A 13,631-nucleotide genomic window follows, 5' to 3' on the forward strand; every position below is an offset into this window, starting at 1 on the left:
CCCATACCGAGCCATAGATCACTTTACTACGTGAGATATCGCTATCGTTGAACTCGATATTGTCGATCTTACAATCTTGATCTACCGGTCTCTTCGTTTTCAAGCAAGATCCCAAATCTGCCAGACAGCTCCTTTTGCCCATTGAGCGTCAATGCAAGTGCCCGACTATCAAGGTCCTGGGTAACCCATTTGCGCCTTATGACCGTTTGCAGTAAAGCGGCGCCGAGTGCTCCGGCAAGATGAGGGCGGCGCATGCTCCAGTCCAGGCATGAGCACGCAAAACGACGTCGCTGTGCCCTTACCGTTTCTAGCTCGATACCCAGAGTGGTCATCGCTTTTTCGCCGCTCATCGTAAGCTGATACATACCCTCCCCAGCGAACGGCACGGTTAACCAGCCTGCTCCCATGAAATGGTCGTGCAGTCGCACCGCCAGTGTTCCTGCCATGTGGTCATAACAGGTGCGTGCGAACTGCAAACGGGTTGGGGCAGTGGGAACATAACGCGTAACCGCGTTTTGGCCGATCACCATGAGGGCTTCAATAGCCTGGGCCACTTGAGCGTCCGCCAGACTGTAGTAGCGATGCCTGCCCTGCGTGTGCAACCTAACCAACCCGTCCTGTCTTAATCTTGCCAAATGCGCGCTCGCCGTGGATGCACTCACGTCAGCAACGACGGCCATTTCGGTACTGGTACGAGCGTGGCCGTCCATCAGCGAACAAAGCATTTTCGTCCTCGCAGGCTCGGCAATCGCGCCGGCGATCCGAGAAATCGCAGTGTCATTGCTTTGAGCGTCCATATTTCGTTCCTGAGCGAATCATCGGCATGGAGGGTGTCCGATAGTAGCTGTTCTTAGCAAACAGGATTTGCGCCATGACGCCCTTTGAAGCAGCTACCCACGCTGATCCCTACGTTTATTACTCACGCCTCAGGCGGCAAAACGGTCTGTCGTTCGATGCAGACCTTCGTTTATGGGTCGCATGTGACGCCCAGGCGGTTGAAACCATCCTGGCGCATCCCGACTGCCGGGTGCGTCCGCTGAACGAGCCGATCCCTCCAGCCATTGCGCAAGGCATCGCAGGAGGAATTTTCGGTCGTTTGATGCGCATGAACGAGGGCGCGCAGCACCTTTGCCCCAGGATGGCTATCGAGCCTGCCCTGAGATCTATCGAGACAGAAAACAATGCAGAGATGGTTTCACGCGTGGTTGAGACCCTCGATAACCCACTCGAAAACCCTGACGAGCTGATGTTTACGTTGCCCGTTTCGGTCATGGCGGGTTTGATAGGCCTTCCCTCCAGCCGGCTACGGGAAGTCGCGGGGCTGGTACGGGATTTTACTGCCTGTCTTTCGCCGTTAAGCGACGCAGCTCAGCTTGGCGCAGCTCATTGCGGCGCGACTCGGCTAAGCGAATTATTCACTCAGCTGCTACGCAGCGACGCTGAAAGTAGCCGCCTCTTGCGCCATATCCTGAGCAGTGGCGAAGCCATCGACTGGAGCGATCACGATGCGTTGATCGCTAACCTCATCGGTCTGCTGTCACAGACCTGCAAAGCCACCGCGGGCTTGATCGGCAATACCCTCGTGACACTCCATCGTAACCCTGGCCTGATCACAGACATGCACACAACGCCCAAGCTCGTAGCAGACTTGGTGGCAGAGGTAGCGCGCTACGACTCGCCCGTGCAAAACACCCGGCGATTCGTAGCAAAGCGATGCACTGTCAGGGGCAACGTACTGGCGGCGGGCGACACCGTTCTATTGTTGCTCGCTTCAGCCAACCGGGATTCGTACAGGAACCCAGACCCCGATAGCTTCTTGCTCAAACGAACACAACGACGAACCTTCAGCTTCGGCTCAGGGAGGCATGAATGTCCAGGTCAGCAACTTGCACTAACTATCGCTTGCGAGGCGATTTCGGTATGGCTACATCGCTACACAGCCCAGGCTGATCATCCTTGTCGGTGGAGCTATTTGCCGTCCCTTAATGGCCGCATTCCTAAGTTTTATCGTGGTCAGGAAACTGAGCAATGATCGCAACTATGGTTGCGTCGCCTTGAGCGGCATCGTGCGGACCACTTAGCTGGCCGTAGGCAGTTTTTCAGGTTTATATGAAGGTGAAAGCTGACTTGGAGTGGGCGGTCGTTTGCTCAAAGTATTCCCAGCATGACCAAACGACAGACAACAAAAAAGGGCCCACCTTTCGGTGAGCCCTTCTAGACCGCCCAGCAGAGCGGATTTTGTTTGGTAGGCGCGATTGGACTCGAACCAACGACCCCCACCATGTCAAGGTGGTGCTCTAACCAACTGAGCTACGTGCCTGCTGTGAGGCGGCATTCTACGGAATTCCGTAGGGGTGTCAACATCTTTTTTGCAGCTAACCCTATGAATATGCGAATTTTTTATTCGCGGGCAGCGCACCCGTGATTTGCGGGTGGCTGGCGGGCAATTTTCAACTCAGGTAGGATCGCCGCACTCGTAAAAAATATAAAACAGAGGTTCCAGGATGGCGAACACCCCCTACCCCCAATCCTATTACGCCGCGTCCGCGAACGCGGTTCCGTCGCGCCCAGTACTGCAAGGCGAGGTGGAAACCGATGTCTGTGTAATCGGCGCCGGTTACACCGGCCTTTCCAGCGCGCTGTTTCTGCTGGAGAACGGCTTTCGCGTGACGGTCCTGGAAGCCGCCAAGGTGGGTTTTGGTGCGTCCGGTCGCAATGGCGGGCAGATCGTCAACAGTTACAGCCGCGACATCGACGTCATTGAACGCAGCGTCGGGCCCAAGCAGGCGCAGCTGCTGGGCGAGATGGCCTTCGAGGGCGGCAGGATCATTCGTGAGCGTGTGGCCAAATATCAGATCCAGTGCGACTTGAAGGACGGCGGTGTGTTCGCCGCCCTCAACAGCAAGCACATGGACCACCTGGAATCGCAGAAGCGCCTGTGGGAGCGCTACGGCCATACGCAACTGGAACTGCTGGACGAGCGCCGTATCCGCGAAGTCGTGGCCTGTGACAACTATGTAGGCGGTCTGCTGGACATGAGCGGCGGTCATATCCACCCGCTTAACCTGGCACTGGGCGAGGCGGCGGCCGTCGAGTCCCTGGGCGGCACGATCTATGAGCAATCGGCAGCGGTGCGTATCGAACGTGGCGCCAATCCGGTGGTGCATACCGCCGAGGGCAAGGTCAGGGCCAAATTCATTATCGTCGCGGGCAATGCCTACCTGGGCAACCTGGTGCCGGAGCTGGCGGCGAAATCGATGCCGTGCGGCACCCAGGTGATCACCACCGCGCCGCTGGGTGACGAGTTGGCCAGGACGCTGCTGCCGCAGGATTACTGCGTGGAAGACTGTAACTACCTGCTCGATTATTACCGCCTCACCAGCGACAAGCGCCTGATCTTCGGCGGCGGCGTGGTGTATGGCGCGCGGGACCCGGCGAATATCGAAGCGATCATTCGGCCGAAAATGCTCAAGGCGTTCCCCCAGCTCAAGGACGTAAAGATCGACTACGCCTGGACCGGCAATTTCCTGCTGACCTTGTCGCGCTTGCCACAGGTCGGCCGCCTTGGCGACAACATCTATTACTCCCAGGGCTGCAGCGGCCATGGCGTGACGTACACGCACCTGGCGGGCAAGGTGCTGGCCGAAGCCCTGAGAGGCCAGGCAGAGCGCTTTGACGCGTTTGCCGACCTGCCCCATTACCCGTTCCCAGGCGGACAGCTGATGCGCACGCCTTTTGCTGCGATGGGCGCGTGGTATTACGGGCTGCGGGATAAGCTGGGCTTTTGACGCACAATGGGAGCCGGTTCGCCGGCTCCCTGGCAGGATAGTCAAATCGCAGACACAAAAAACCCCGGTCTTTCGACCAGGGTCTTTGCTATCGAATCAAGCTCAGCCAATGGCTTTGCTTGTGCTTCAAGGCGTTCAGTGGGCCTTGAGGCTGATATGGCGCAGCGGACGGGACTCGAACCCGCGACCCCCGGCGTGACAGGCCGGTATTCTAACCGACTGAACTACCGCTGCGTATCGCTTGGCTGACTGAGCGTAAACCCTCAATCACCTTTAAACATCTGACTGATCAGCTTTGCTGTTCAATCTCAGACCCGACGAATCGAACCTGGAAAATATGGCGCAGCGGACGGGACTCGAACCCGCGACCCCCGGCGTGACAGGCCGGTATTCTAACCGACTGAACTACCGCTGCGCGTCGGTGCAACCTTTAACGTTGCGTCTTGCCACAAGGGCAAAACTCTCAAGAAGTGGTGGGTGATGACGGGATCGAACCGCCGACCCTCTGCTTGTAAGGCAGATGCTCTCCCAGCTGAGCTAATCACCCTTTGCTTCGTTGAGGCCGCGAAATTTACGCAGGTAGCGGACCTAAGTCAATAGCAGGATTGAGTTTTTTTCAAAAACAGCTGTAAGTCGCAAGCTTCAAGCCGCAAGTTCAAAGCCACCGAAAATCTGCTTTCACTTGCAGCTTGCAGCTCGCGACTTGAATCTGCACCTCAGTGCTCGTAGACCATCTTCTTGCTCATGCCACCGTCCACCACAAACTCCTGGCCAGTGACAAACCCTGCCTGGCGCGACAGCAACCACGCCACCATGGCCGCTACGTCCTCCACCGTCCCTACCCGGCCCGCCGGATGCTGGGCATGATCGGCATCGGTGAGTGGCTCGGCACGCCGCGCAGCAGGATCACGCGCATCGATCCAGCCAGGGCTGACCGCATTGACCCGCACTTCCGGCCCCAGGCTCATCGCCAACGCGTGAGTCAGTGCAAGCAGCCCACCCTTGCTCGCCGCGTAGGCCTCGGTGTCCGGCTCCGATTGGCGGGCCCGGGTCGAGGCCAGGTTGACGATAGCGCCGCCATGGGCGCGCAGGTATGGCGCACAGTGCTTGGCCAGCAGCATCGGCCCACTGAGGTTCACCGCCAGCACGCGATTCCAGTAAGCCAGGTCGAGGCTTTCCAGGGTGATATTGCGCGGGTCGGCCACCGCCGCATTGCACACCAACGCATCCAGGCGCCCGAATTGCCCCAGCACCTCGGCGACGCCCTGGGCCACCTGCTTCTCGTCGGCCACGTCCATGGTGATAAACCAGGCATTCTCGCCCAGCACCTTGGACACCGCGGAACCGCGCACCCGGTCCAGGTCGGTCAATACCACCTGCCAGCCTTCGCTGATCAGCCACGCGGCGATGCCAAGGCCAATGCCCCGCGCCGCGCCGGTCACCAGCGCAACGCGCCCGTTAGTGGCCGCTGCAGCTTCCATGGACCACTCGATCACAAGGCCGCCAGCCCGCGGGCCAGGTCGGCCTGCAAGTCCGTCACGTCTTCCAGGCCGACCGCGATGCGAATCAGGCTGTCACGGATGCCTGCGGCTTCACGCTCCTGAGGCGCCAGGCGCCCGTGGGAGGTGGTGCTCGGGTGGGTGATGGTGGTTTTGCTGTCACCCAGGTTGGCGGTGATCGAGATCAGGCGCGTGGCATCGATAAAGCGCCAGGCGCCCTCTTTGCCGCCCTTCACTTCAAAACTCACCACCGCGCCGAAACCGCGCTGCTGGCGCTGGGCCAATGCGTGCTGCGGGTGGCTCTTGAGGCCGGCGTAATGCACTTTCTCGATACCGTCCTGCTGCTCCAGCCACTCGGCCAGCGCCTGGGCGTTGGCGCAGTGGGCTTTAATGCGCAGGCTGAGGGTCTCCAGGCCCTTGAGGAAGATCCAGGCGTTGAACGGGCTCAGGGTCGGGCCGGCGGTGCGCAAGAAGCCCACCACTTCCTTCATCTGCTCGCTGCGACCAGCCACCACACCGCCCATGCAACGGCCCTGGCCGTCGATGAACTTGGTGGCCGAATGCACCACAATGTCCGCGCCCAACTTCAACGGCTGTTGCAGGGCCGGGGTGCAGAAGCAGTTGTCGACCACCAGCATCGCGCCCTTGGCGTGCGCCACTTCGGACAGCGCGGCGATATCCACCAGTTCAGCCAGCGGGTTGGACGGCGACTCGACGAACAGCAGCCGGGTGTTGGCCTTGATCGCCGCCTCCCAACCGGACAAATCCGCCAGGGGCACGTAGTCCACTTCGATACCAAAGCGCTTGAAGTACTTCTCGAACAGGCTGATGGTCGAACCGAACACGCTGCGCGATACCAGCACGTGGTCGCCGGCGCTGCACAGGCTCATTACCACCGCCAGGATCGCGGCCATGCCGGTCGCCGTGGCCACCGCTTGCTCAGCGCCTTCCAGGGCGGCGATACGCTCTTCGAACGCACGCACGGTCGGGTTGGTATAGCGCGAGTAGACGTTGCCCGGCACTTCACCGGCAAAGCGCGCAGCGGCGTCGGCCGCCGTGCGGAACACATAGCTGGAGGTGAAAAACATCGGGTCACCGTGCTCCCCTTCCGGGGTACGGTGCTGGCCGGCGCGCACAGCCAGGGTATCGAAAGCTACGCCATCGAGGTCGCTGTCCAAACGACCGGCATCCCATTCCTGACTCATGCTGCGACTCCTTACTCGAATTCTTTATTTAAGATACAAAACCGGCCCCTCAGGGCCGGTGTTTACTCAGTTGTTGTACAGATCGATGATCGCGCTGACCGCCTGGGTCTTGATCTTCGACGAGTCGTTGCGCGCCTGCTCGATCTTGTTCAGGTAAGCCTCATCGACATCGCCGGTCACGTATTTGCCATCGAACACGGCGCAGTCGAACTGGTCAATCTTGATCTTGCCGCCGCCGACCGCTTCGATCAAGTCCGGCAGGTCCTGGTAGATCAACCAGTCGGCGCCGATCAGGTCGGCCACGTCCTGGGTCGAGCGATTGTGTGCGATCAGTTCGTGGGCGCTCGGCATGTCGATACCGTACACGTTCGGGTAACGCACGGCAGGCGCGGCGGAACAGAAGTAGACGTTCTTCGCACCGGCTTCACGGGCCATCTGGATGATCTGCTTGCACGTGGTGCCACGTACGATGGAGTCATCCACCAGCATCACGTTCTTGCCACGAAATTCCAGCTCGATGGCATTGAGCTTCTGGCGCACCGACTTCTTGCGCGCAGCCTGGCCCGGCATGATGAAAGTACGGCCGATGTAGCGGTTCTTGACGAAACCTTCGCGGAACTTGACGCCCAAGTGGTTGGCCAGTTCCAGCGCAGCGGTGCGGCTGGTGTCCGGGATGGGGATAACCACATCGATGTCGTGCTCGGGACGCTCGCGCAGGATCTTCTCGGCAAGCTTCTCCCCCATGCGCAGACGTGCCTTGTACACCGAAACACCGTCGATGATCGAATCCGGACGCGCCAGGTAGACGTGCTCGAAGATGCAGGGCGTGAGTTTCGGCGCAACAGCGCACTGGCGGGTGTGCAGTTTGCCGTCTTCGGTGATGTAGACCGCTTCGCCCGGCGCCAGGTCGCGAATCAGGGTGAAACCCAGCACATCCAGGGACACGCTTTCGGAGGCGATCATGTACTCGACGCCTTCGTCGGTGTGACGCTGGCCGAACACGATCGGGCGGATGCCGTGGGGGTCGCGGAAACCGACGATGCCGTAACCGGTGATCATCGCCACGACCGCGTAGCCACCCACGCAACGGTTATGCACGTCGATCACGGCGGCAAACACGTCCTCTTCGGTCGGCTGCAGCTTGCCGCGCTGGGCCAGCTCATGGGCGAACACGTTGAGCAGCACTTCCGAGTCGGAACTGGTGTTGACGTGGCGCAGGTCGGATTCGTAAATCTCCTTGGCCAGCTGTTCAACGTTGGTCAGGTTACCGTTGTGCGCCAAAGTAATGCCGTAAGGCGAGTTGACGTAGAACGGCTGAGCTTCGGCCGATGTGGAGCTACCGGCGGTCGGGTAGCGCACATGGCCAATGCCCATGTGCCCGACCAGGCGCTGCATGTGACGCTGGTGGAACACGTCACGTACCAGGCCATTGTCCTTGCGCAGGAATAACCGGCCGTCGTGGCTGGTCACAATACCGGCAGCGTCCTGGCCGCGGTGCTGGAGGACGGTTAGCGCGTCATACAGCGCCTGATTGACGTTCGACTTACCGACGATACCGACGATGCCACACATGCGACGCAACCCCTACTTTATGGATCTTGACTGAACACTCTTACTGCGGCGTTTTGGCCGGCAAGAGGTGTTCCTTGAACGGAAGATCAGCGGGTACGCTGATTCCGCTGGCCAGCCACTGACTGCTCCACCCCAATATGAGGTTCTTGGACCAGTCTGCAACCAATAGAAATTTTGGCACGAGTACCGACTCCTGCCACCACGAATCCTGCTGTACCGGCCCCAGGCTCAACAGCCCGACCGCCACGACCACCAGCAACGCGCCACGCGCGGCGCCGAAGGCCATGCCGAGAAATCGATCGGTCCCGGAAAGGCCGGTGACACGTATCAACTCGCCAATAAGATAATTGACCATTGCCCCCACCAGCAGCGTGGCGATGAACATGATGGCGCAGCCCGCGATGACGCGAGCCGAAGGTGTCTCTATGTACCCGGCCAGGTAGACCGACAATGAACCACCGAACATCCAGGCTACGACTCCTGCGATGATCCAGGTCAGCAACGACAGTGCTTCTTTTACGAAGCCGCGGCTCAGACTGATCAAAGCGGAGATGGCGACGATTGCAACGATCGCCCAATCAACCCAGGTAAATGGCACAGTGCAGCCTACGTACGGATAAGGCGGCGCATTTTAGCAGAGCGCCGGGTTATCGGTAAGCAGTGATTGCGGGTGCTTTGCAAATCAATAGATGGGGCGGTGCGAACACCATTTCAAGACTGCTGAAAACCAATGTGGGAGGGGGCTTGTCCCCGATGGCGGTGTGACAGTCAACAGATGTATTGGCTGACCCACCGCTATCGGGGGCAAGCCCCCTCCCACACTTGACTGCATTTCAAATTTCGAAATCAGCCGCGCTCAGGCTGGAAACGGGTAACGAACCCCTTGAGGTTCTGCTGACGATCCAGCAAGTCCCGCAGGCGGTCGGCCTCGGCTCGCTCGATCAGCGGCCCGATAAACACCCGATTCTTGCCATCGGCGCTGCGGATGTAGGCGTTATAGCCCTGGGCCCGCAGCTTTTTCTGCAAGGCGTCGGCGCCTTCGCGATTGCCCAGGCTGGCCACTTGAATCGACCAACTGATCGGCAAGCCATTGGGGTCGATGCGGCTCTGACCTACGTCCGGCTTGCCCGGCGCGGCAGGCTGCGGCGCTACCGGTTTAGGCGCAGGCGCTGGCGTCGCCGGCTTGGCGGCAACCGCCGGCGCCGGTGTCGGCTTGACCACCGGCACGCTCGGCTGCACCGGCATGGTAGGTGCCTGTTGCGCAGCGACCTCTTCATCGCTCGGTACGGGCTCTTCTTCAGGCAGCGCCTGGGGCTCGGGCACCACCACCGGTTCAACCTGAACCTGAGGAACCACCGGCGCCTGCGGCGCAGCGGGCGCTTCAACCACGACCTGACGCTGCTCGTCCTGACGGGAAAACAGCATCGGCAGGAAAATCACCGCCAATGCCACCAACACCAGGGCTCCCACCATTCGCTGCTTGTATGCGCTATCCAGTAATGCCATGTGCAGCTTCCTCCGTGGAGCGCCGGGCCAGCCATTCGAGCGCCTCGGCAACACAATAAAATGATCCGAACAACAGAATCTCGTCCTCGGCCTTCGCCACCGCGCACTGCGCCTCAAGCGCAGCGGTAACGCCTGCATACGACGTCACCGACGCACCAAGGTTCTGCAACGCGCTTTCCAGCTCAGCCGCCGGACGGCTGCGCGGCGTATCCAGCGGTGCAACCGCCCAGGACTGCACGCTGCTCAGCAGCGGCGCAACCACGCCGTCAAGATCCTTGTCGGCCAGCAAGCCGAACACCGCCAGGCGACGGCCGGACAATGGCGTGCGCGCCAAGCGCTGCGCCAGGTATTCGGCGGCGTGCGGGTTGTGACCGACATCCAGCAGCAGGTTGAGACGCTTGCCTTGCCATTCGACGGTACGCCGATCCAGACGCCCCACTATCCGCGCTGCCTGCAGGGTGGCGGCAATTTGCGCGGCATCCCATGGCAAATCCAGCAGCAGATAGGCTTGCAGCGCGAGCGCAGCATTTTCCATAGGCAGGTTCAGCAGCGGCAAATCGCGCAACGCTACCGGTTGGCCGCGGCTATCGCGCCCGGACCACTGCCAATGCTGATCGCCAATCTCAAGGTTGAATTCGCGCCCGCGCAGGAAGAACGGGCAATCCAGCTCGCGCACCTTGTCCAGCAAGGGTTGCGGTGGGTCGAGGTCACCGCACAAGGCAGGTTTGCCCTGGCGGAAGATGCCAGCCTTTTCGTAAGCCACCGATTCGCGGGTGTTACCCAGGTAATCGGCGTGGTCGACACCGATGCTGGTGACCAACGCCAGGTCGGCATCCACCACGTTGACCGTGTCCAGACGCCCGCCCAGACCCACTTCCAACACGACGACATCCAGTTGCGCACGCTCGAACAGCCATAACGCCGCCAGGGTGCCCATCTCGAAATAGGTCAGGGAAATATCGCCACGCCCGGCATCGAGGGCAGCGAAGGCTTCGCAGAGTTGCTCGTCGGTGGCTTCGACGCCATTGAGCTGCACCCGCTCGTTGTAGCGCAGCAGGTGCGGAGAGCTGTACACGCCGACCTTCAGCCCCTGGGCCAGCAGCAGCGCCGCGACAAAGGCACAGGTGGACCCCTTGCCGTTGGTGCCGGTCACCGTGATCACACGCGGTGCCGGCCGCCCTAACCCAAGGCGGGCCGCTACCTGCTGCGAGCGCTCCAGGCCCATGTCGATGGCGGACGGATGCAACTGCTCAAGGTAGGCGAGCCATTCGCCAAGGGTACGTTGGGTCATAGGTTTTCTGGCACCGGCGGCACGACAATCGGTTCGACTTTAGGCGCGACGTAGACAGGTGTCGGCAGGCCCATCATTTGCGCCAGCAGGTTACCCAGGCGTGGACGCAGCTCACCACGCGGGATGATCAGGTCGATGGCGCCGTGCTCCAACAGGAACTCGCTGCGCTGGAAACCTTCCGGCAGTTTTTCACGCACGGTCTGTTCGATCACGCGTGGGCCGGCAAAGCCGATCAGGGCTTTTGGCTCGCCGACGATCACGTCGCCCAGCATCGCCAGACTGGCGGAAACGCCGCCGTAGACAGGGTCGGTCAGCACCGAGATGAACGGAATGCCTTCTTCGCGCAGACGCGCCAGTACCGCCGAGGTCTTGGCCATTTGCATCAGGGAAATCAGCGCTTCCTGCATACGCGCACCACCGGAGGCGGCGAAGCAGATCATTGGGCAGCGGTTTTCCAGGGCATAGTTGGCGGCGCGTACAAAACGCTCGCCGACGATGGCACCCATGGAGCCGCCCATGAAGGAGAACTCAAACGCCGAAACCACCACCGGCATGCCCAGCAGCTTACCGCTGACGGAAATCAGCGCGTCTTTCTCGCCGGTCTGCTTCTGCGCACCGACCAGACGGTCCTTGTATTTCTTGCTGTCGCGGAACTTGAGACGGTCGACCGGCTCCAGATCAGCGCCCAACTCGTTGCGGCCGTCGGTATCGAGGAAGATGTCGATACGGGCGCGTGCGCCGATACGCATGTGGTGGTTGCACTTGGGGCAAACGTCCAGGGTCTTTTCCAGCTCCGGGCGGTACAGCACCGCGTCGCAGGACGGGCACTTGTGCCACAGACCTTCAGGAACCGAGCTTTTCTTCACCTCGGAACGCATGATCGAAGGGATCAGTTTGTCTACTAACCAGTTGCTCATGCTTTCTTTCTCCAGTACCGGTGGCTTGAACACAGCCCCGCGTATGCCCTTGAGCTAAATTCATATATGGCGATGATGCCGGGGGACGGGGTCAGACGTTCGACCAGCCATTTCCCGCCTGCATCCTCAGCCTTCCAGACAACCTGCCAGCGCAGGGTTGCCACTTCGTTTCCGGGCCTCCCGCAGGCGGCGCCGGTGCTGTTTTACACAGTGGTAGTTATGGACGGCGGCAGACTGCCAGCCGTCACATCGCACCGCTGCTGTTGCGCACGGCTTGCACGAATGCGCGAATCTTGTCGTGATCCTTGATGCCCTTGCCCTGCTCCACCCCGCCACTGACATCCACGGCATACGGCCCGACCTGCTCGATGGCCCCGCCGACATTCAACGGGGTGAGCCCACCGGCCAGGATAACCGGCTTGCTCAGGCCCTGCGGAATCAGCGACCAGTCGAACGCCTCCCCCGTACCACCGGGAACGCCCTCGACGTAGGTGTCCAGCAGAATCCCGCGGGCGCCAGCGTAGGCGGCGCAGGCTGCGGCGATATCGTCTCCGGCCTTGACTCGCAACGCCTTGATATAGGGGCGCTGATAGCTTTCGCATTCGTCCGGGGTTTCGTCGCCATGAAACTGCAGCATGTCCAGCGGCACGGCATCCAGGGTTTCATTGAGTTCGCAACGGCTGGCGTTGACGAACAGGCCCACGGTGGTCACGAACGGCGGCAACGCGGCGATGATGGCCCGCGCCTGCAACACATTCACCGCCCGCGGGCTCCTGGCATAAAACACCAGGCCAATGGCATCCGCCCCGGCCTCGACCGCCGCCAACGCGTCTTCGATGCGGGTAATCCCGCAAATCTTGCTGCGAACGGCTGACATAACCTAGAAACCTCAGGGGTTGCACCGAGAAAGTCCCGGATGGTAACAAAAGCTTTTCCAGGCGTCAGCCGCCAAGTTCGCTGAAACCGGTGAGGAAGTGTGGCCCGAGAAAACGTTCCGGCAACTCGAACTCGTCGCGGTACTCCACATCCACCAGGTACAGACCGAACGGATGGGCCGTGACCCCGCCTGTACGGCGGATGCGGCTTTGCAGCACTTCCCTGGCCCATTCCACCGGACGCTCGCCGGTACCGATGGTCATCAGCACGCCCGCAATGTTGCGCACCATGTGGTGCAGGAACGCCCCGGCACGGATATCCAGCACAATCATCTTGCCATGACGGGTCACGCGCAAATGATGGACTTCCTTGATCGGCGACTTGGCCTGGCACTGGCCAGCACGGAACGCGCTGAAATCATGCACACCCACCAGGTGCTGCGCGGCCTCGGCCATGCGCTCGGCATCCAGCGGACGGTGGTTCCAGGTGATTTCCTGGTTGAGGTGCGCCGGGCGGATCTGGTCGTTGTAGATCACATAGCGGTAGCGCCGGGCGATGGCCTTGAAGCGCGCATGAAAGTGCGCCGGCATGACCTTGGCCCAGGTGACGCTGACATCATGGGGCAAGTTGATATTGGCGCCCATCACCCACGCCTTCATCGAGCGTTCGGCCTGGGTGTCGAAATGCACCACCTGACCGCAGGCATGCACGCCGGCGTCGGTACGCCCGGCACACATCAGCGACACAGGCGAGTCAGCGACTTTCGACAAAGCGTTTTCCAGGGTTTCCTGCACCGTCAGCACGCCGGAGGCCTGGCGCTGCCAGCCGCGGTAGCGCGAGCCTTTGTATTCCACGCCGAGGGCGATGCGGTAAAAGCCTGCGGCCGCCATTTCGGCAGCCGCGTTATCTATATTTGCCAAGAACTGAGAGCCTGATGAGTTGCGCAAAGGCGGGCATTATGCAGGTTTGCGGGAAAA

The 13,631-nt window shown here is 60.8% G+C and carries 12 protein-coding genes and 4 tRNA genes; 2 read left to right on the plus strand and 14 right to left on the minus strand.

The genetic code is table 11. The features are described 5' to 3' along the window. Positions 1 to 68 precede the first annotated feature (68 nt). The gene (locus SC318_RS17200) at positions 69 to 797 is read right to left on the minus strand and encodes an ArsR/SmtB family transcription factor (RefSeq protein ID WP_320427767.1); all 729 of its coding nucleotides are present in this window, start codon (positions 795 to 797) and stop codon (positions 69 to 71) included. Between the two features lie 74 nt (positions 798 to 871). Here SC318_RS17200 and SC318_RS17205 point away from each other — a divergent pair, with 74 nt between their 5' ends. Beyond that, positions 872 to 2,032: a cytochrome P450 gene (locus tag SC318_RS17205; RefSeq protein ID WP_320427768.1), complete on the plus strand. Its 1,161-nt coding sequence runs from the start codon at positions 872 to 874 to the stop codon at positions 2,030 to 2,032. A gap of 211 nt (positions 2,033 to 2,243) precedes the next feature. On the opposite strand, the gene SC318_RS17210 is transcribed toward SC318_RS17205, so the two are convergent. Beyond that, positions 2,244 to 2,320: transfer RNA gene (locus SC318_RS17210), tRNA-Val, on the minus strand. 184 nt (positions 2,321 to 2,504) lie between these two features. On the opposite strand from SC318_RS17210, the gene SC318_RS17215 reads away from it, so the two are divergent. Beyond that, positions 2,505 to 3,788 carry an NAD(P)/FAD-dependent oxidoreductase gene (locus tag SC318_RS17215; RefSeq protein ID WP_320427769.1) on the plus strand — a complete coding sequence of 428 codons (1,284 nt, stop codon included), beginning with the start codon at positions 2,505 to 2,507 and terminating at the stop codon, positions 3,786 to 3,788. Positions 3,789 to 3,945: 157 nt separating this feature from the next. On the opposite strand, the gene SC318_RS17220 is transcribed toward SC318_RS17215, so the two are convergent. The 12 genes from SC318_RS17220 to truA all read right to left on the minus strand — a co-directional run bounded on the left by SC318_RS17220 (position 3,946) and on the right by truA (position 13,544). Next, positions 3,946 to 4,022, minus strand: a tRNA-Asp gene (locus tag SC318_RS17220). A gap of 104 nt (positions 4,023 to 4,126) precedes the next feature. Next, a tRNA-Asp gene (locus tag SC318_RS17225) sits at positions 4,127 to 4,203 on the minus strand. Between the two features lie 56 nt (positions 4,204 to 4,259). Further along, a tRNA-Val gene (locus SC318_RS17230) sits at positions 4,260 to 4,335 on the minus strand. A gap of 169 nt (positions 4,336 to 4,504) precedes the next feature. Further along, positions 4,505 to 5,269, minus strand: a complete 765-nt coding sequence (locus SC318_RS17235; protein WP_320427770.1) for an SDR family oxidoreductase — start codon at positions 5,267 to 5,269, stop codon at positions 4,505 to 4,507. An 11-nt stretch (positions 5,270 to 5,280) separates the two neighbouring features. Continuing rightward, positions 5,281 to 6,492 carry an O-succinylhomoserine sulfhydrylase gene (locus SC318_RS17240; RefSeq protein WP_320427771.1) on the minus strand — a complete coding sequence of 404 codons (1,212 nt, stop codon included), beginning with the start codon at positions 6,490 to 6,492 and terminating at the stop codon, positions 5,281 to 5,283. 66 nt (positions 6,493 to 6,558) lie between these two features. Next, positions 6,559 to 8,064 carry an amidophosphoribosyltransferase gene (gene purF / locus SC318_RS17245; protein WP_124363594.1) on the minus strand — a complete coding sequence of 502 codons (1,506 nt, stop codon included), beginning with the start codon at positions 8,062 to 8,064 and terminating at the stop codon, positions 6,559 to 6,561. Between the two features lie 40 nt (positions 8,065 to 8,104). Beyond that, positions 8,105 to 8,662, minus strand: coding sequence for a CvpA family protein (locus SC318_RS17250; RefSeq protein WP_003192538.1), 558 nt, complete (start codon positions 8,660 to 8,662; stop codon positions 8,105 to 8,107). 248 nt (positions 8,663 to 8,910) lie between these two features. Next, positions 8,911 to 9,570 carry an SPOR domain-containing protein gene (locus SC318_RS17255; protein WP_320427772.1) on the minus strand — a complete coding sequence of 220 codons (660 nt, stop codon included), beginning with the start codon at positions 9,568 to 9,570 and terminating at the stop codon, positions 8,911 to 8,913. Beyond that, positions 9,554 to 10,861: a bifunctional tetrahydrofolate synthase/dihydrofolate synthase gene (folC, locus tag SC318_RS17260; protein ID WP_320427773.1), complete on the minus strand. Its 1,308-nt coding sequence runs from the start codon at positions 10,859 to 10,861 to the stop codon at positions 9,554 to 9,556. Before folC ends, SC318_RS17255 begins: the two co-directional genes overlap by 17 nt. Continuing rightward, the gene (gene accD, locus SC318_RS17265; RefSeq protein ID WP_320427774.1) at positions 10,858 to 11,778 is read right to left on the minus strand and encodes an acetyl-CoA carboxylase, carboxyltransferase subunit beta; all 921 of its coding nucleotides are present in this window, start codon (positions 11,776 to 11,778) and stop codon (positions 10,858 to 10,860) included. Before accD ends, folC begins: the two co-directional genes overlap by 4 nt. Before the next feature lie 244 nt (positions 11,779 to 12,022). Beyond that, entirely contained in the window at positions 12,023 to 12,655 is a 633-nt protein-coding gene (locus SC318_RS17270) for a phosphoribosylanthranilate isomerase (RefSeq protein WP_320427775.1), read from the minus strand. A 64-nt stretch (positions 12,656 to 12,719) separates the two neighbouring features. Further along, positions 12,720 to 13,544 (minus strand): tRNA pseudouridine(38-40) synthase TruA, encoded by an 825-nt coding sequence (gene truA / locus SC318_RS17275; RefSeq protein ID WP_320431254.1) that lies wholly within the window; start codon positions 13,542 to 13,544, stop codon positions 12,720 to 12,722. Positions 13,545 to 13,631 lie beyond the last annotated feature (87 nt).

The organism is Pseudomonas sp. MUP55, from assembly GCF_034043515.1.
Lineage (GTDB): Bacteria > Pseudomonadota > Gammaproteobacteria > Pseudomonadales > Pseudomonadaceae > Aquipseudomonas.